This window comes from Cryptosporangium sp. NPDC048952, assembly GCF_043197895.1.
Taxonomy (GTDB): Bacteria; Actinomycetota; Actinomycetes; order Mycobacteriales; family Cryptosporangiaceae; genus Cryptosporangium.
Map to the genome: position 1 here is coordinate 23,609 of NZ_JBICTY010000005.1, position 17,111 is coordinate 40,719.

The 17,111-nt window shown below is 70.5% G+C and carries 22 protein-coding genes; 11 read left to right on the top strand and 11 right to left on the bottom strand.

Annotated elements, in window-relative coordinates:
* Positions 1-17 precede the first annotated feature (17 nt).
* The 5 genes from ACGFY5_RS26720 to ACGFY5_RS26740 are packed head-to-tail and all read left to right on the top strand — an operon-like array spanning position 18 to position 2,825.
* Positions 18-455 carry an HNH endonuclease gene (locus ACGFY5_RS26720; RefSeq protein WP_392723975.1) on the top strand — a complete coding sequence of 146 codons (438 nt, stop codon included), beginning with the start codon at positions 18-20 and terminating at the stop codon, positions 453-455.
* 39 nt (positions 456-494) lie between these two features.
* On the top strand, positions 495-935 hold the full coding sequence (locus tag ACGFY5_RS26725; protein ID WP_392723977.1) for a helix-turn-helix transcriptional regulator: 441 nt from the start codon (positions 495-497) through the stop codon (positions 933-935).
* Between the two features lie 9 nt (positions 936-944).
* Positions 945-1,364: a VOC family protein gene (locus tag ACGFY5_RS26730; RefSeq protein ID WP_392723979.1), complete on the top strand. Its 420-nt coding sequence runs from the start codon at positions 945-947 to the stop codon at positions 1,362-1,364.
* A gap of 20 nt (positions 1,365-1,384) precedes the next feature.
* On the top strand, positions 1,385-1,879 hold the full coding sequence (locus ACGFY5_RS26735) for a gluconokinase (RefSeq protein ID WP_392723981.1): 495 nt from the start codon (positions 1,385-1,387) through the stop codon (positions 1,877-1,879).
* A complete protein-coding gene (locus ACGFY5_RS26740) occupies positions 1,872-2,825 on the top strand; it encodes a DNA polymerase domain-containing protein (protein WP_392723983.1) in 954 nt (317 codons plus the stop codon). The genes ACGFY5_RS26735 and ACGFY5_RS26740 overlap by 8 nt, the downstream gene beginning before the upstream one ends.
* Here ACGFY5_RS26740 and ACGFY5_RS26745 read toward each other — a convergent pair.
* Entirely contained in the window at positions 2,822-4,279 is a 1,458-nt protein-coding gene (locus ACGFY5_RS26745) for an aminotransferase class I/II-fold pyridoxal phosphate-dependent enzyme (RefSeq protein WP_392723985.1), read from the bottom strand. The two genes, ACGFY5_RS26740 and ACGFY5_RS26745, sit on opposite strands and share 4 nt — an antisense overlap.
* Entirely contained in the window at positions 4,272-5,552 is a 1,281-nt protein-coding gene (locus ACGFY5_RS26750; RefSeq protein WP_392723986.1) for a M20/M25/M40 family metallo-hydrolase, read from the bottom strand. The genes ACGFY5_RS26745 and ACGFY5_RS26750 overlap by 8 nt, the downstream gene beginning before the upstream one ends.
* A gap of 68 nt (positions 5,553-5,620) precedes the next feature.
* Here ACGFY5_RS26750 and ACGFY5_RS26755 point away from each other — a divergent pair, with 68 nt between their 5' ends.
* Positions 5,621-6,148, top strand: a complete 528-nt coding sequence (locus ACGFY5_RS26755; RefSeq protein WP_392723988.1) for a hemerythrin domain-containing protein — start codon at positions 5,621-5,623, stop codon at positions 6,146-6,148.
* Here the strand turns inward: ACGFY5_RS26755 and ACGFY5_RS26760 are convergent.
* From ACGFY5_RS26760 to ACGFY5_RS26775, 4 genes are all read right to left on the bottom strand, one after another.
* Complete coding sequence (locus ACGFY5_RS26760; RefSeq protein WP_392723989.1) at positions 6,135-6,599, bottom strand: hypothetical protein; 465 nt, start codon at positions 6,597-6,599, stop codon at positions 6,135-6,137. The two genes, ACGFY5_RS26755 and ACGFY5_RS26760, sit on opposite strands and share 14 nt — an antisense overlap.
* Positions 6,600-6,652: 53 nt before the next feature.
* Entirely contained in the window at positions 6,653-7,300 is a 648-nt protein-coding gene (locus ACGFY5_RS26765) for a response regulator (protein ID WP_392723990.1), read from the bottom strand.
* Positions 7,297-8,394, bottom strand: a complete 1,098-nt coding sequence (locus ACGFY5_RS26770) for a sensor histidine kinase (RefSeq protein ID WP_392723992.1) — start codon at positions 8,392-8,394, stop codon at positions 7,297-7,299. The genes ACGFY5_RS26765 and ACGFY5_RS26770 overlap by 4 nt, the downstream gene beginning before the upstream one ends.
* A 74-nt stretch (positions 8,395-8,468) precedes the next feature.
* Positions 8,469-8,819, bottom strand: a complete 351-nt coding sequence (locus tag ACGFY5_RS26775; RefSeq protein ID WP_392723994.1) for a hypothetical protein — start codon at positions 8,817-8,819, stop codon at positions 8,469-8,471.
* 398 nt (positions 8,820-9,217) lie between these two features.
* On the opposite strand from ACGFY5_RS26775, the gene ACGFY5_RS26780 reads away from it, so the two are divergent.
* On the top strand, positions 9,218-9,637 hold the full coding sequence (locus tag ACGFY5_RS26780; protein ID WP_392723995.1) for an SRPBCC family protein: 420 nt from the start codon (positions 9,218-9,220) through the stop codon (positions 9,635-9,637).
* 59 nt (positions 9,638-9,696) lie between these two features.
* Here ACGFY5_RS26780 and ACGFY5_RS26785 read toward each other — a convergent pair whose 3' ends face one another.
* Positions 9,697-10,371, bottom strand: coding sequence for a GntR family transcriptional regulator (locus tag ACGFY5_RS26785; protein ID WP_392723997.1), 675 nt, complete (start codon positions 10,369-10,371; stop codon positions 9,697-9,699).
* 202 nt (positions 10,372-10,573) lie between these two features.
* Here ACGFY5_RS26785 and ACGFY5_RS26790 point away from each other — a divergent pair, with 202 nt between their 5' ends.
* On the top strand, positions 10,574-11,092 hold the full coding sequence (locus tag ACGFY5_RS26790) for a hypothetical protein (protein ID WP_392723999.1): 519 nt from the start codon (positions 10,574-10,576) through the stop codon (positions 11,090-11,092).
* On the opposite strand, the gene ACGFY5_RS26795 is transcribed toward ACGFY5_RS26790, so the two are convergent.
* Entirely contained in the window at positions 10,992-11,945 is a 954-nt protein-coding gene (locus ACGFY5_RS26795; RefSeq protein WP_392724000.1) for a LysR family transcriptional regulator, read from the bottom strand. The two genes, ACGFY5_RS26790 and ACGFY5_RS26795, sit on opposite strands and share 101 nt — an antisense overlap.
* A 70-nt stretch (positions 11,946-12,015) precedes the next feature.
* Between ACGFY5_RS26795 and ACGFY5_RS26800 the strand changes: the two genes are divergently transcribed.
* Positions 12,016-12,354 carry a YybH family protein gene (locus tag ACGFY5_RS26800; protein WP_392724002.1) on the top strand — a complete coding sequence of 113 codons (339 nt, stop codon included), beginning with the start codon at positions 12,016-12,018 and terminating at the stop codon, positions 12,352-12,354.
* Between the two features lie 46 nt (positions 12,355-12,400).
* On the opposite strand, the gene ACGFY5_RS26805 is transcribed toward ACGFY5_RS26800, so the two are convergent.
* Both ACGFY5_RS26805 and ACGFY5_RS26810 read right to left on the bottom strand, forming a co-directional pair.
* The gene (locus ACGFY5_RS26805; RefSeq protein WP_392724004.1) at positions 12,401-12,895 is read right to left on the bottom strand and encodes a DUF1772 domain-containing protein; all 495 of its coding nucleotides are present in this window, start codon (positions 12,893-12,895) and stop codon (positions 12,401-12,403) included.
* 229 nt (positions 12,896-13,124) lie between these two features.
* Positions 13,125-13,949 carry an isocitrate lyase/phosphoenolpyruvate mutase family protein gene (locus tag ACGFY5_RS26810; protein ID WP_392724005.1) on the bottom strand — a complete coding sequence of 275 codons (825 nt, stop codon included), beginning with the start codon at positions 13,947-13,949 and terminating at the stop codon, positions 13,125-13,127.
* 116 nt (positions 13,950-14,065) lie between these two features.
* Between ACGFY5_RS26810 and ACGFY5_RS26815 the strand changes: the two genes are divergently transcribed.
* Entirely contained in the window at positions 14,066-15,301 is a 1,236-nt protein-coding gene (locus tag ACGFY5_RS26815) for an AGE family epimerase/isomerase (RefSeq protein ID WP_392724007.1), read from the top strand.
* Between the two features lie 60 nt (positions 15,302-15,361).
* A complete protein-coding gene (locus tag ACGFY5_RS26820) occupies positions 15,362-16,132 on the top strand; it encodes an SAM-dependent methyltransferase (RefSeq protein WP_392724009.1) in 771 nt (256 codons plus the stop codon).
* Here the strand turns inward: ACGFY5_RS26820 and ACGFY5_RS26825 are convergent.
* Entirely contained in the window at positions 16,129-16,986 is an 858-nt protein-coding gene (locus ACGFY5_RS26825; protein WP_392724010.1) for a 3-hydroxybutyryl-CoA dehydrogenase, read from the bottom strand. The genes ACGFY5_RS26820 and ACGFY5_RS26825 overlap by 4 nt on opposite strands.
* Positions 16,987-17,111 lie beyond the last annotated feature (125 nt).

Genomic DNA, 17,111 nt, shown 5'->3' on the forward strand with positions numbered 1-17,111 from the left:
CGACGAAAGGAGACCCGGTGGACGTGCTCGTCTTGAACGCTGACCTCGGCCCGCTGCACCGGGTCAGTTTCCGGCACGCGGTACGAATGCTGGTGCGCAGAGTCGCGGAGGTGCACGAGGCGCATCCCGGACGCCTGGTGGGTAGCTACCCGGCGCCTCGGGTGGTGCGGCTGGTCACCTACGTGGTGACGCGCTGGCGGCACAGCCGTGGTCCGGGATGGTCGCGCCCGGGTGTGCTGGTCCGCGACCGCCGGTGCTGCGCGTACTGCGGACGCGCGGCCTCCACTGTCGACCACGTCCTGCCGCGCTCGCGCGGCGGCGCGAACAGCTGGTCGAACACGGTCGCGGCCTGCGGGCCGTGCAACCACCGCAAGGGCGACCGCACCCCGGCCGAGGCCCGCATGCCCCTGCGCTTGATCCCCACCGCACCCACCTGGGCCGCGCTAGGAATCTGACGAGCCCCGGCGGGGTGGGCTCGGACGTAGGCTCGCACCGTGACCCGCGCTCCCGGCGACCTGCTCGTGCACCTCCGCCGCGCGCGCGACCACGCCGACCGGCACTACCGCGAGCCCCTGGACCTCGAGGGGCTCGCGGCGGTGGCCGGCCTGAGCAAGTACTACTTCCACCGCATGTTCACCGCGACCTACGGCATGTCGCCCGCGGCCTACGTCTCCCGGCGCCGCGTGGAACGCGCCCAGGACCTGCTGCGCGCCACGAACCTCACGGTCACCGAGGTCTGCACCGCGGTCGGCTTCTCCAGCCTCGGCTCGTTCTCGAGCCGCTTCCGCGAGATCGTGGGGGAGACTCCGAGCGAGTTCCAGCGCCGCTGGGCCGCGACCGGCGCACCCCACATCCCCGGCTGTTTCGTCTTCATGTGGGGCCTGGCGGAGACTTCCGCAAGTCAGGAGAAGCGCGGCGGGGCGACGGGCTCCTAGCCTGGCTGCATGATCACCAACGTCGCTATCACCAGCGTATTCGTGAAGGACGTCGACGCGTCCAAAGCCTTCTACATCGACGTCCTGGGCTTCGTCGAGAACGCCGACGTCACGCTCGCCGACGGCTCGTACCGGTGGTGCACGGTCAGCCACCCCAGCCAGCCAGAGCTCGCCGTGCACCTCACCGTGCCCGGTCCGCCGCACTCGCCCGACATGGTCGCGGCGATCAACCGGGCCCTCGACGAGGGCGGTATGCACGGCCTCGGCATGAACGTCGACGACTGCCGCAAGACATTCGAGGACCTGAGTGCTAAGGGCGTCGAGTTCATCCAGGAGCCCGAGGAGCGTCCCTACGGCATCGAGGCGGTCGCCCGCGACAACTCCGGTAACTGGATGGTGCTGGTGGAGCACCGGGCGTACTCCGGCTGACACCTCTACGATCAGGCGATATGGGCACCCTCGTCGTCGTCATGGGCGTAACCGGATGTGGCAAGAGCACGGTCGGCAAGCTTCTCGCCGACAAGCTGGGCGTCGACTTCGCCGAAGGTGACGACCTGCACCCGCCGGAGAACATCGCGAAGATGACCGCAGGTCATCCGCTGACCGATGAGGACCGGTGGCCCTGGCTCGCCCGGATCGCCGACTGGCTCGCCGATCACGCCGCCGACGGCGGCGTGATCCCCTGCTCGTCGCTCAAGCGCAGCTATCGGGACCGGTTGCGGCAGGGCGCTCCGGACGTCTGGTTCCTTCATGTCGACGTCGATCGCGACACGATCGTGAAGCGGGTCAGCGAGCGCAAGGGCCACTTCATGCCGGCGACGCTCGTCGACTCGCAGTTCGCCACGCTGGAGCCCCTGGCCGACGACGAGGCCGGGGCGCCGATCGACGGCACGCAGACACCCGAAGAGATCGTGGAAGACGCGCTGCGACGTTTGAATGGCTGACATGGAGCTTGACGGGGTCTCGCTGACGAACCTCGATCAGCCGCTGTTCGACGGCGCCGACGCGACCAAGCGCGACCTGGTCGAGTACATCGACGCCTTGCACGAGCGGATGATCGCGCACCTGCGGGACCGGCCGCTCTCGGTGATCCGGGTGCGGCCGGGCCAGCAGCCGTTCATGCAGAAGAACGTCCCCAAGTACACGCCGGACTACGTGCCGACCGTCAAGCACTGGGCCGAGTCGTCGCACCGGGAGATCTCGTACGCGCTGGCCAACAACCGCAAGACGCTGCTGTGGTTCGCCAACCAGCGAGCGATCGAGTATCACGCCGCGCTGGTGCGGGCCGACCAGTGGGACCGGCCGACCCACCTGATCATGGACATCGACCCGCCGGAGGGGAAACCGTTCGCCGTCGCGGCGGCGGCCGCGCTGCTGGTGCGGCAGGCGCTGGAGAACCTCGGCCTGACCGGCGCGGTGAAGACCAGCGGGGCCAAGGGGCTGCACATCTTCGTCCCGCTCGACGACTCCGCGGGTCCCGAGGACGTCGCGGCCGCGACCAGGGCGCTGGCCGCCCAGGCCGCGCGTCTCGACCCCGACGTCGCCACCACCGCGTTCATCCGTGAGGACCGCGGCGACAAGGTCTTCCTCGACTCCACCCGGGCCGGCGGCGCGACCGTCGTCTCGGTCTACAGCCCGCGGATCCGACCGGGTGCCCCGGTGTCGTTCCCGATCGCGTGGGACGACCTGGAAACGGTGACGCCGGGCGACTTCACGCTGCGCAACGCGTCGGAAAAATTGGGCGAACGGGATCCGTGGGCGGAGGCGATGCCGGAGCCGCAGGCTCTACCGGCGGACCTGATCGCCGAGGGGCACACGATCCCGATCGCCCGGGTGCAGGCGATGCACGAGGGGAAGCGCCGCAAGCGGGCGGCTGCGAAGGAGAGTTAAGCCACCACCCGCACGGTCTCGAACGACGAGTCGGCCGCGTCGGGCAGCAGCATGCCGGCGGGCGGGCCGCTCGAGAGGTACGTGAGCACCTCGGCGGTGATGCGTTCGCCGGGGACGAGCACGGGGACGCCGGGCGGATACGGGCTGACGGTCTCGGCGGCGACGCGGCCAACGGCGTCCTCGATCTTGACGTGTTCGGCGCGTGCGAAGAACGCGTCGCGGGGGCGCATAACGGTCTCCAGTTCCAGCGCCCCGAGCGGTGGTACGTGGACGGGCGGCGGTGATTCGATGCGGTCGTGCTCGTCGATCAGGCGGGTGAGCATGTCGACCAGCCGCGTGGCCGTGCGCTCGTCGTCGGCGATGAGTATTTCGGCGGTGAGGCGCCGCTGGTCGGACGCGACGTCGACGTGGCAGGCAGCGCGCGCCCACTCGGCGGCCTGGAAGCCGCTGACGCCGAGCTCGTGGACGTCGATCACGAGCTTGAGCGGGTCGATGTCGAACGCCTGGCCGGGCGCGACGGTCTCGCGGCCCATCACGCTCAGACCGGGGAGCGCGTCGATCCGTTCGCGGGTCTGCTCGGCCAGGCCGATCGTGTCTTCCAGCAGCGCGTAGCCGTGCTCGACCATGTGCCGGCGCCAGCCGTCGAGGGTCGCGTACACCAGACTCGACGGGCTGGTCGTCCCGAGCAGGTCTTCGCGCTGTTTGAGCACCTCGGCGGACACGCGGTCACCCTGCACGTGGAACACCGAACTCTGTTCCACCGCTGCGCCCATCTTGTGGACGCTGGTCACGACGAGATCCGCGCCGGCGTCCATGCCCCAGGCCGGCAGGCGCGGATGGAACGGCAGGTGCGCGCCCCAGGCCTCGTCGACCAGCAGCGGCACGCCGTGGGAGTGGCAGACCTCGGCGACACCCTGGATGTCGGCGCAGGTGCCGTAGTCCGTGGGCGTGATCAGCAACGCGCCCTTGGCATCCGGGTGGGCGTCGAACGCGGCGGCGAAGTCGGCGGGCTCTGGCGGATGGGCCAGCTCCCGCTCCTGGTCGAAGTGCGGGTGGACCCACACCGGCACGATCCCGGCGAGGATCAGCCCGGCGACCACCGACTTGTGCGCGTTGCGGGAGACCAGCAGCTTCTCGCCCGGACCGGCGACGGAGATCATCGCGGTCTTCACCGACAGCGAGCTGCCGCACGTCGAGAAGAACGCCTGATCAGCGCGGACGGCTTCGGCCATCAGCTCCTGCGCCTGCGTGACGACGCCCTGGGACATGCGTCGGTCGTCGAGGCCGCCCATCGCGAGGACGTCGGCGGCGAACAGGTCACGGCCGAGGACGTCGAGCACCCGTGGGTCGACGCCACGTCCCTGCCGGTGGCCGGGCGGGCCGAAGGGCGTGTCGCCGCGTTCCCGGAACCGTTCCAGCGCTTCGAGAACGGGAACACGTGTCTGGTCACCCATCGTCGGCTCCTTTCAATCGGTGGAAGAGATCAGCCTCGGCGGTGACGCCTTTCGCCAGTTCGTCGAGGAGTACGCGTTCGTTCGGTCCGTGCAGTCCGCTCTCGGCGTCCTGCACGCCGAAAAGCACCACCTCCGGTGGTCGCGCGACGCGCTGCAGCGCGCCGGCGAAGGGCACGGAGCCGCCGTCGGCGGCGAAAATCGTCGGGACACCCCAGGCTTCGGTGAGGGCGGCTGCGGCCGCAGTCGCGCCGGGGCCGTCCGCGGCGGTGCGGACGCCACCGCTGACGGCCCGGCGGGTGACGGTGACCGGTGTGCTCTGCCGCTCCAGGTGGGTGACGAGCGCATCCTGGGCTCGTACCGGATCCTGACCGGGGGCGAGCCGCATGCTGATCCGGGCCCGGGCGTACGGCGGGACGACGTTGATCGCGTTGTCGACCGGGGCGGCGTCCAGGCCGATGACCGTGAGGGCCGGTGCCGCGTAGAGACGCTGCGGACTGTCGCTGAGCTGCGGGACTCGTGCGCCGGGGACTGCGATCGGGGTGCGGTCGGCCCAGTCCTCGGTGAGCAGGCCGGGCACGGCGGGCGCGCCGTGCTCGTCCACCAGGCCGTCGAGGACGCGGATCAGCGCGAGCAACGCGTCCGGGGCGAGGCCGCCGAAGCTACCGCTGTGCACGGGGTGGTCCATCGTGCACACCTCGACGTCGACTTCCGCGATACCGCGCAGCGAGAGGCCGAGCGTCGGAACGCCGGGGCGGACGTTGCCGGTGTCGGCGATCACCGCCACGTCGGCGTCGAGGTATTCGGGTGGGACGGCGTCGAGGGCGGCGGCGAGCCCCGCGCCGTACTCCTCCTGACCTTCGACGACGATCGTCACGCCGACGGGTGGGCGGCCACCCCACGCGCGGATCGCGCCGAGGTGCATCGCGAGGTTGCCCTTGTCGTCGGCGGTGCCGCGGCCGTGGAGCGCGCCGTCGCGGAGCGTGGGTTCGAACGGTGGTGAGGTCCACGCGGCCGGATCGCCGGGCGGTTGGACGTCGTAATGGGCGTAGAGCAGCACTGTCGGGCTGCCCGGGATCCGGCCGACGACGGTCGGCGGCTGACCGGGGATCGGGAGCAGTTCGACGTGCGGGACACCGGAGCTGAGCAGCAGGTCGGCGGTGAGTTCGGCGGCCCGGGTGACCGGTTCCGGTGGGTAGCCCGGGAAAGCCACCGAGGGGATGGCCACCAGCCGCGCCAGATCGGCGACGAGTGTCGGCATCAGGTCGGCGGTCATGAGAGGTACTTGACCGGACGGAGGCTATTCACACGTTTTGGGTGTTTTCGGCCGGGAAACCCGATGACATGGCTGCTCACGATCTCGACCTCGAAGCGGTCGACTTCCTGCTCAATCAACACGCGCAGATCCGGGCGGGGCTGCGTGAAGTGGCGAGCGCGCACGGTCCGGCGAAGGCGGCGGCGTTCGCTGATCTGCGTCGGCTGATCACGGTGCACGAGACCGCGGAGCAGGAAGTCCTGCACCCACGGATGCGTTCGGTGCTCGATGTGACCTCTCTGCTCGGCCAGGAGAAGCACGGGACCGAGCTGTTGGCCGAGCTGGACCGGTTGGATCCGGCGTCGTCGGAGTTCGACAGCCGGTTCACACGGCTCGCGGTCGAGATCATCGCGCACGCCGACCACGAGGAGATCGAGGAGTTCCCGGTGGTGCGGGAGCGGCTGGACCTCGACGAGCGGATCCGGCTGGGGCACGCGTTGCGGCTGGCTGAAGCGGCCGCGCCGCGTCATCCGCAGTCCGCGGAGGCACCCGGTGCGGTCGCCGCGATCGTGGAGCGGGTCCGTGAGGCGGTGCGCGGAGCGTTCAGTCACGGTTGAGTGCGGTGAGCGTCGTCCAGGTGACGAGGCCGTAGGCGAGGTGGGGGAGTGCATCGGCGAGCCAGTCGGACGTCGACCAGTCGCGGGGATCGCTGATGCCCAGCCGCGCCATCGAGGTGTCGGTGGCGGCCATCGCCGCGCCGCCCACCAGGACCGCACCGATCGGTGCGGGCAGGCGCAGACCGGCGGAGCGCGTCAGTGCCACCGCTATCCCGATACCGACGCCGACCGCGATCCCGGACAGTGCGCCGAGGCCGGTGAGGCGGTTCGGTCTGGTGTCCTGGTCGCCCGGTACCGGGTGGCCGGCGCGGTCCGCGATCAGCTCGACGCTGTCCTCGGGGACGCTGCTGGCGGGGCGTCCCCGGACGGACATGTCGAGGTAGGTCGCGGCGTTGAGTGCCGTGGTGCCGGCGGCACCAGCCGCCGCGCCGCGGAGGAGCACGCTGAACATGCCGCGGACCTACCCTGGCACGTCCCCCGGAAACCCTGGCGCAGACGCCCGGTTCACTCCGCGTCGTGGACGAGCAGAGCCACCTGGACGCGGTTGGTGAGTTCGAGTTTGGTGAGGATCCGGGTCATGTAGGCCTTCACGGTGGCCGTGCTCATCAGCAGTTCGCGGCCGATCTCGCTGTTCGTACGGCCGCGACCGACCAGCGTAGCCACCGCCCGTTCGCCGTCCGAGAGGCGGATGAGCAACCGCCGGGCCTCGTCGCGCCGCGGATCCTGTTCCGGCTCGGCGGCGAACGCCATCACCCGGCGGATCACCGCCGGGGACAGCATCGGATCACCGGCGGCCACCTGCCGGATCGACCGGGCGATCTGCTCGGGGGGCGTGTGCTTGAGCAGAAAACCGCTGGCACCCGCCCGCATCGCCCGGCGGATGTGCCGGTCGGTGTCGAACGTGGTCAGCACGATCACCTCCGGTGGGTGCCGCCGCGCACGGAGCTGCTCGGTCGCCGTCAGCCCGTCGATCAGCGGCATCCGGATGTCCATCAGCACGACGTCGGGATGGACGCTGTTGACGGCGGGAAGCACATCGGCGCCGTCACCGACCGCACCGACGACCGCCAGGTCGTCGAACTGGCTCAGCATCATCTCCAGGCCGGCGCGGACGAGCGCGTCGTCGTCCACGATCAGCACTCTGACGGTCACGGCGTGCGCTCCGGCACCCACGCGCACAGCCGGAACTCGCCGGACTCGGTGCGGCCGTGCTCGAGCGTGCCGCCGACGAGTTCCATGCGTTCCCGCAGACCGACCAGACCGCTGCCGGAACCGGGGAGCCACGCGCTGCCCGAGGCCTGCACGCGGTTGGTGATCTCCACGGCGAGGCCCCCGTCCCGCTCGGCCAGCACGACCCGGACCGGGGTGTCGGGCGCGTGCTTACGTGCGTTCGTCAGCCCTTCCTGCACCACCCGGTAGACGTGACGCCCGGCGCCGTCGGCGGCCGCGGCGAGCTCGGGGTGTTCCAGCGTGACGGCGGTACCGGCCTCGCGCGACTGCTCGACGAGCGACGGCACGTCGGCCAGCGTGGGCTGTGGACGGTCGGCGTCGGAGTCGTCGCTGCGGAGCATGCCGATCACCTCGCGGAGATCTTCCAGCGCCGCGTACGCGGACTCACGGATCACGCCGGCGGCTCTTCGCTCGTCCTCGGGGGCCGACTTGCGGACCTGGAGGGCCCCGGCGTGGACGGCCAGCAGCGAGATGCGGTGGGCGAGCACGTCGTGCATCTCGCGGGCGATGCGCTCCCGCTCGGCGTGCCGGGCCTCCTCGACCCGCAGCCGCTGACCCTCCTCGGCTTCGCGGGCGCGGGCCTGCCAGGACTCGAGCAGTAGCCGTTGCGACCGCACGAGCTTGCCGCTGGCCACCAGGGCGGCGTCGATCGCGAGCACCGCGACGACAGCCACCGGGTACTCCGGATGGCCGGCGGCCACCAGCGTGAACGCTCCGAGTAGCAGCGTGAGGTGCACGCCGACGGCGACCAGCGTGGCCGGCCAGCGCCGGTGCCGTGCCACCACCGCGAGCGCGACCGCGGCCGGCCCCATCGAGAACGTGGAGACCACCATCAGCGGCACGAGCCCGATCGCGATCGGGAGAGCCCACCGACGCCGGGCGACGAGCACCGCGCCGATGGCCAGCGCGCCGATCCCGAGGTCGACGAGCGGATGCGCCGGCTGCTCGTCGATCAGGAAGAACAGACCGACGACGACCGACAGCACCACCAGACCGAGGTCGACCCGCCATCGCATGGGTTCACCGTAGGCGCGGGGTGTGACGCTTCGCCGCGTCCGAGGGACGACGGGTGCATCGACCTTGGTCGATCTCAGCGTTCGCCGGCGGGGCGGGCGTCCCAGCGCCAGCCGTCTTTCCGGTCGTCGTGGCCGGGCAGCGAACCGCGGCCGGTGGCCCAGAGCAGGGTGGGCCGGGCCTCGCCGTCCGTCGGTGCATCGGGGAAGAGCCGGTGCAGCGAGCGGGCGCACAGGTCGCTCGGTGGTTCCCACGGCCGCTTCAGACCCTGGGCGAGGTCTTCGCCGTGGACGAGCGTCTCCACGACGCCCATCGCCGCGAAGCCCTCCGGGTCGGAGAGCCCGAAGCTGTGGTGGGCGCGCCGGTCGGGTGGAGCGTCGCGGACGGAGCTGGCGAGGAAGACCCCGCACACCTCGAGCGCCTGCAACAGCCCGGAGGTACCGGCGTTCGCCTGGAGGAACAGGCTGTTCTGCGGGCCCCCCGACGCGCGCGGAGTGGTAGTCGAACGGCACCAGGTCGTCGTGCGGGGGGTTCGACGCGGCGACCTGGATCGCGTACGTGAACAGGTCGTCGACCAGGTGCTCGAGCGTCTCCCAGCAGCTCCAGCGCAGGCTCCCCGCGGGAACCCGCCAGGCACTGTCGGGCACGTCGGCGAACGCTCTCCGCAGCAGGTTGACGCTGAGGGTCACGTCGTCGCCGGTGACGGATTCCATGCGCGGGACTGTACGTGCTGATCCCCGTTTCGGTGGAGGGGTTTTTCGAACGTAAAGGTGACCTTTATGAGGCTCTTCGGAGTCCTGATGCCGATGACGGGACACTCGCCCGGTGCTCATCTACGTCACCGCGATCACCGCCAGTCCGGGCCGGATCTGGAACGCGCTGATCGACCCCGCCCGCACGGCGCGCTACTGGGGCCACCACAACGTCTCGACGTGGGCGACCGGTGAACGCTGGGAGCATCGCCGGGTCACCGACGGCGGCGCCGAGACGGTCGGCGAGGTGCTCGAGATCGATCCGCCGCGTCGACTCGCGCACAGTTGGGCGCGCGTCGGTGAGGAGCACGATCCCTCGCGGGTGTCACGGGTGACGTTCGACCTCGAGCAGGTGGGGGAGCGAGTACGGCTGACGCTGACCCATGAGGGCCTGCCCGCGGACCAGATCGCCGGTGTGGGTGCCGGGTGGCCATTCGTGCTGTCGAGTTTGAAAGCCTATCTCGAAACAGGACAGCCGCATCTCGCTTCATGAGACGTCTATCTCGAAATTGAAAGTAGTGGTGCGAAATGAGGCGTCGGAATGCGTCAGCGCTATTCGACTCCGATTCGTCGCAGAGCGTCGAGTGATTCACGCCGGTCGCACTCGATACGCGCATAGGCCACCGCCTCGGCGATTCGTTCATTACCGGAGGTGACCGCGTGGAAAAGCTGCCCGTTGCCGAGCGCCGGATCGGGGGAGTCGGGCTCGGCGGTGAGGTAGAAAAGCCAGGTCATCCGGCCTGAGACCGGCCGCATCAGCGTCTCCATCAACGCATTTCCAGTCAGTTCGACGATCGCGTCGTGGAATCCGGCCCGGGCCTGGGCGATCCGGTAGGGGTCACCGTCCGTGGCCTCGGCCCGCGTCCGTTCGAGTGCGGTGGCCAGCGGCGCGGTGTCGGCGCCGGCGGCGACCTTCCGCGCGGCGTACACGGCGGCCCCCACTTCGAGAAAGAGCCGCAGGTCGAACAGGTCGTCGGCGGCCGCGACGGACCAGGTGGAGACCACTGTGCCGCGTCGGGGCAGCGTCCGGACGAACCCGTCCCGCTCCAATAAGGGCACGGCCTCGCGCAGGGGAACGCGGGAGACCGCGAGCTCCTCGGCCAGGCGTTGTTCGGCCAGCCGGGAGCCTTGGATGTACTGGCCGCGGATAATGCCCTCGCGGAGGGTGGCATAGATCTGTCGGGACAGGGATTCCGGCTTCGACAGCGATGCGGCGGGTTCAGCCATCGCATTCCTTGCGAGCATCCGGGCGCATGGTCCTACTATCCCGGATTCCGAAATCGAGTCGACCATCGGATTGCCTACGATCGACCCATACCTCGGCGGTAGAGGTATTCGATACCTCGGCGGGACGCTGGTCAGAGGGATTGGGCGCACGCTCGGTGCGGGGCGGATCGACCGCCCGTTTCGCTGATCAACGAGGTGTGCGATGTCCGATCTTGTTACTGGTGTGCCGAGGGTGGCGGGTGGGCCGTTGTTCGCTCCGGTCCGGCGGCCGCCGGCGGTGGTGCGGACCGCGGCCGCGGCGTTGGTGGTCGCTGTCGCGGCGGGCGCGGTCGAGGCGCTGGGGATGGCGGTGGCGTGGGGGCTGGGTGAGGTGCCCGGGCTGTCGGGTGGGTCGCTCGCGGCCGGCCTCGGGATGCGTGCGGTGATCTACACGGTGGTGTTGCTGGTCGTCGCGCAGTTCTGGCGGGGACGGAACTGGGCGCGTCTCACGCTGGCGGTGGGGCTCGGTGTCGTCGGGCTGCTGTCGTTGGTGATGGAGCCGATCAGCTGGCTGGCCGAGGGAAACTCCCTGGCGGACGCGCTCGGCGAAGGCGGCCTGGCGCTCGCGTTGACGATCGCGATCAGGGCGCTGCACGTCGGGGCGGTGCTGGTGGGGTTGGTGCTGATGTTCCGTCCGGAGGCGAATCGCTACTTCCGGGCAGGGACTCGCGGGCGTGGATGAGGAACGACTTCGCGGCGGGGTTGGTCGGCCCGGACGCACGCCAGGCGAGCGCGAGCTGGCCACGCAGCGCCGGATCGACGATCGCGATCGGACGGACGCCGTCCGGCGGCGGTTCGACGACCGACGCCGGCAGGATCGCGAGGCCGAGCCCGCGGGCGGCCAGGTCCGCGAGCAGGAACGGATCGCTCGCCTCGAACGCGATCGTCGGCGCGAACCCCGCGGCGGCGCACGCGTCCTCGAGCCGGGACCGGATGCCCGTGCCGCTCGGGAGGCTGATCAGCGGCTGCTCGCGGAGGTCGGCCAGCTTGACGCTGTCGCGCCCGGCCAGTGGATGGTCGGCCGCGACGGCGCCGACCAGCGGTTCGTCGGTCACGAGTTGGAGGGCCAGGCCGGCCGGGGGTGCGCTCGGCAGGCCGATGATCGCCGCGTCCAGCGTGCCGGTGTGGACCGCGAGCGTCAGTTCGTCGGAGCCGCCTTCGGTCAGCGTGATCTCGACGGCCGGATAGCGGCTGTGGAAGTCGGCGAGGATACCCGGCAGACCCAGTGGGCCGCAGGACGTGATCATCCCGATCGCGACACGGCCGCGGAGCAGACCGGTGAGTTCGTCGACGGCCTGGCGGGCGGCGTCGACGGCCGCGAGCGCCGCCCGCGCGTAGGGGACGACCGCGGTGCCGACCTCGGTGAGGCGGACCGCCCGGCCGGAGCGGTCGAGGAGCGGGTGACCGAGTTCCCGCTCGAGCTGGCGCACCTGCGCGCTGACGCCGGGCTGGGCCACCCGGACCCGCTCGGCGGCCTTGGTGAAGCTGCCGGTGTCGGCGACGGCGAGGAAGTACGCGAGCTGGCGAAGTTCCATAACTGTTGATTCTAGGTGCGAGAAGTAATCGCTCTTTGACGTCTAGGTGGGCGCCGGGCACGGTGGAGCCATGACTACTGCTGCTACCCCCGAGGACCTGGCTCGGCTGTTCGTCGAGCGGTGCAACGCGAACGACGCGGACGGGATCGCCGCGCTGTACGAGCCGGACGCCGTACTCGGATACCCGGCCGGGTCCACGACCGTCGGCCGTGAGGCGATCCGGGCGCTGTTCGAGAAGGCCGCGCCGATGATGCCGGAGATGAAGGTCGAAGAGACGGTGCCGACGCTGTACTTCGACGATCTGGCGCTCACCGCGACCCGCCCGGCCGACGGGACCGGCGGCCGGGCCCAGGTAGCCCGCCGCCAACCCGACGGAACCTGGCTCCGCATCCTCGACCGCCCTGAGTGAGGGCGGCCCGCTCCAGGTTTCAAGCAAGAGCATTCGTCTGTTGCGCTCAACTGGCATCGCTGCGGCGGATCAGGGCGTAGACGAGGGTGATGAAGCTGGCGGTGGACAGGACTGCTCGGACTGCGTTCCAGCGGACCCAGGAGGTCTCGAACGCGGAGCGGACCGTGGCGAAGTCGGTGATGCGTGCCAGGTCGCCGGCGTTGTTGAGCTGGTTGTTCAGCGGCACGTTGATCGCGAACGTGATCAGCAGCGTGGCGACGTAGAGCGCGACGGCCAGCGCGATCCGGAACGCTGTCGAGTGGGCGCCGGCCCGCCACTCGACGACGGCGGCGAGCACGGTGAGCAGCAGCGCGCCGCCGAAGCTCAGCGCGAACCACCCGTTCAGGATCGCCACGTTGATCCGCTGCATGGCGTCGACGAAAGTTCGGTCGTCGGCCTGGCGCAGGCCGGGCATGACCGCGATGGAGAAGGTGTAGAACAGGCCGGCCGCGAGGCCGGACGCCGTGGTGGCGGCGATCAGCGTGATGTTCCTGAGCAGCATGGGAGCCTCCGTGCACCGTGGACCGTTGTGGTCTCCAGTGAACGGCGCGGCGATGGTCTCCGACCATCGCCGCGCAGCTCAGACGCATGCGCGAGCGTCCACGCCCGCAGCGCGGCGCGGCCGCCGTGCGCAGAACGCGCGGCGGTCGTTCATGCGCGGCGCGCTCGCTGTGCGCAACGCGCGGCGAGTGCCCGTGCGCGCCACGTGGTACGTGGCGCGGTACGCGGGGCTAGCTGAAGGCTTTCTTGGCGGCGGCTGAGCCTTCGCGGGCGGCGCCGAGGAAGCTGAAGGTGCCGCGGTCGCGGAACTCGGTCGCGGCGTCAACGGCGGCGCTCAGGGCCGCGAACGCGAAGCTACCGCCGACCGAGACCCGGCTGACGCCGAGCTCGGCCAGCTCGGCGACGGTGGGCCCGTTCGGGCGGGCGAGCACGTTGACCGGCCGGTCGACCGACGTCACGACCGCGCGGATGTCGTCGGCGCCGGCCAGGCCGGGCGCGTAGAGCACATCCGCGCCCGCCTCCTGATAGGCCTGCAGCCGGGCGATCGTGTCGGCGAGATCGGTGCGGCCGTACAGGTAGTTCTCGGCGCGAGCGGTGAGCACCAGCTGCACCGGCCCGGCGTGGGCCGCGCTCGCCGCGGCGGCGATGCGCTCGGTGGCCGCCGCGAGGTCGTAGATCGGATCGGCGTCGCGGCCCGTGGCGTCCTCGATGGAAAGACCAGCCAGGCCGGTGCCGAGCGCCGCGGTCACGGCCTCGGCCACCGCCTCGGGAGCGTCGGCGAAGCCGTTCTCGAAGTCCGCAGCGACCGGCAGATCGGTGGCGGCGGACAGCGCGGACGCGTGCGCGAGCGCCTCCTCGCGGCTGACCTGGCCGTCGAGCCGACCGAGTGTCGCCGCGTGGCCGCTGCTGGTCGTGGCCAGCGCCTTGAACCCGAGCGAGGCCAGCAGGACGGCGGACCCGACGTCCCACGGATTCGGGAACAGCAGCGGACGTTCGCTGCGGTGCAGTTCGAGGAAGTGCCGCGCCTTCGCGGCCTGGGACGTCTGCTCAGTCATGCGGGCAACGTAGCGACCGGGTCCGACGAAACGCGATCGACCCGGCTGACGGTCGTTGCCGCCCTCCGGTCATGATGGGGAACGAACGCTGACCTCGAAGAAGGGTGGGTCCGGGAGTGGCCGAGCAGATTCGGGCGGCGCGGCCCGTGAGCGACAGCGGGATCGATTCCGCTGAACACCGGGCCTGGCTGGACGCCGAGCGGGACCGATTGTTCGACTTCGCCGCGCGATCGGTGCATCCGCTGGGGTTCGGATGGCTCACCGACGACGGGGCGCTCGACGCGGAGCGTCCGCTCGAACTGTGGATCACCTGCCGGATGACGCACGTGTTCGCGCTCGCGACGCTGCTCGGCCGGCCGGGCGCGGCAGAGCTCACCGACCACGGCATTCGGGCGCTGACCGACAACTTCCGAGACCGCGAGCACGACGGCTGGTTCACGTCGATCTCGGCCGACGGCCCGGTGGACGACAGCAAGGCCGCGTACCCGCACTCGTTCGTGATCCTCGCGGCGTCCTCCGCCGCGGCTGCGGGCCGCCCGGGTGCCGAGGCGCTGCTCACCGACGCGCTGGCCGTGAACGAGCAGTGGTTCTGGCGGGAGGACGACGGCATGGTCGTCGACTCCTGGGACCGGAGCTGGTCGACGCTCGACCCATACCGCGGCGTCAACGCGAACATGCACACGGTGGAGGCGTACCTCGCGGCGGCCGACGTCACCGGTGACCTGGTGTGGCAGGCACGAGCCGACCGCATCACCAGGCACGTGCTGGAGTGGGCCTCGGGCAACGAGTGGCGCATTCCCGAGCACTTCGACGAGGCATGGAACCCGCTGCTCGAGTACAACCGCGACCAGCCGCGCCACAAGTTCCAGCCGTACGGCGCCACGATCGGGCACGGCCTGGAGTGGTCGCGTCTCGTGCTGCACCTGGCTGCCGCTTCTTCTGCCGACGACCTGCGCGCGGGCGCGGTGTCGTTGTTCGACCGGGCGGTTGCCGACGGGTGGGCCACCGACGGCGCGGACGGGTTCGTGTACACGACCGACTGGTCGGGCCGGCCGGTCGTCCGCGACCGGTTGCACTGGGTGGTGAACGAGGCCACGAACGCGGCCGCCGCGCTGTGGATCGCCACCGGGGACACGCGTTTCGAGGCGCCGTACCGGCAGTGGTGGGACTACGCCGAGCAGTACCTGATCGACCGCGAGAACGGCTCGTGGCGGCACGAACTGGACGAGCACAACGCGCCGTCCGCGTCGGTGTGGAGTGGCAAGCCGGACGCGTACCACGCGGTGCAGGCGACGTTGATTCCGCAGCTGCCGCTGGCCCCGTCGCTGGCGTCGGCGTTGGCCAGAGGCTGAGCAACCAGAGGCTGAGCGAAAGACCGGCGAAGCGCGCGATCCTCTGGGAGTGTGGGGCGTATGTCGGTTCCTGATGCGGCGCGGGCTCTCGGCGGTACCGAGCAGCCGAACGCGGCCCGGATGTACGACTATTTCCTCGGCGGTTCGCACAACTTCGCCGCCGACAGAACCGCCGCGGAGGGCCTGCTCTCGGTCGCTCCGGACGCCCGGGACAACGCGAGAGAGAACCGAGCTTTTCTGCGCCGGGTTGTCGGCTACCTGCTCGACCAGGGCGTACGGCAGTTCCTCGACCTGGGGTCGGGCATCCCGACCGCTGGCAACGTCCACGAGATCGCACACGCCCGCGATCCGGGGTCCCGGGTGGTCTACGTCGACGTCGAACCGATCGCCGTGGAGACCAGCCGACGCCTGCTGGCCGACACCCCGAACGCCGACGTCGTCCACGCCGACCTGCGCGAGCCCGACACGGTGTGGAGCCAGGCCACTCTGCTCGACCCGGGAGAGCCGATCGCGATCCTCGCCATTTCGGTGCTGCACTTCATTCCCAACAGCGACGACCCCGAGAGGATCCTCGGCGAGTACCTGGCCAGAAGCAGATACCTCGCGCTGTCCCACGTCGTCGTCGACGAAGCCCCACCGCCCGAGTCGGAGGACGGGCTCGCGGTCTACGCCCGCACGGCCACCCCGGTCACCCTCCGGGACTCGGCGCAGGTGACCGCGTTCTTCCACGGTCACCCGCTGGTCGAGCCGGGCCTGGTGCCGGTCTCGCACTGGCGCGCCGACGGCGACGTCGAGCCGTCGGCGATCCACGGCGCGGTGGCCGAGGTCTAGTACTGGTAGAACCCGCGCCCGGACTTCTTGCCCAGCAGGCCGGCGTCCACCATCCGCAGCAGGAGCGGCGGCGGGGAGTACAGGGGCTCCTTGAACTCCTCGTACATCGACTCGGCGACCGACTTGGTGGTGTCGAGCCCGATCAGGTCGATCAGACGCAGCGGACCCATCGGATGGTTGGCGCCGAGCACCATGCCGTTGTCGATGTCGTCAGCCGACGCAAAACCCGACTCGAACATCCGGATCGCCGAGAGGAGGTAGGGGATCAGCAGCGCATTCACCACGAACCCGGCTCGGTCCTGGGACCGCACGACGGTCTTGCCGAGCCGGTCGGTGGCCAGTTCCTCCACCCGTGCCCGCGTCTCGTCCGACGAGAGCAGCGACGGGATGATCTCGACGAGCTTGAGCACCGGCGCCGGGTTGAAGAAGTGCACACCGATGACCTGGGTCGGCCGGCCCGTGGCCATCGCCAGCTTCATGATCGGGATCGATGAGGTGTTCGACGCGAAGATCGCGTCCGGCCGGGTCACGACCTTGTCGAGGTGCGCGAAGATCTCGAGTTTCAGCGACTCGACCTCGGCCACGGCCTCGATCACGAGGTCCCGGTCGGCCAGCTCGTCGAGCGTCGTCGTATACCGGATGCGCCCCGCGGCGGCGTCTCGGTCCTCTGCAGATAGTTTGCCCGCTTTGACCCCGCGATTAAGCGAGTGTTCGATTCGTCGCTCGCCGGCCTCGAGCGCCCCGGCGTCCACCTCGACGACCGTGACGTCGAGGCCCGCGCGTGCGCTGACCTCCGCGATGCCCGAACCCATCAGCCCGGCACCGACCACGCCGACCCGCTCGATCGTGCTCATGTCTGCTCCTTCGGGTAGGACCAAGACCTATCACGTAACACCGTCAACAACTCGTTGGGCCGTGTACTCTCGTAACTCGCCGCTACTGATGCCGCACCGCTGCGGAATCGGGATCCTGCGGCACC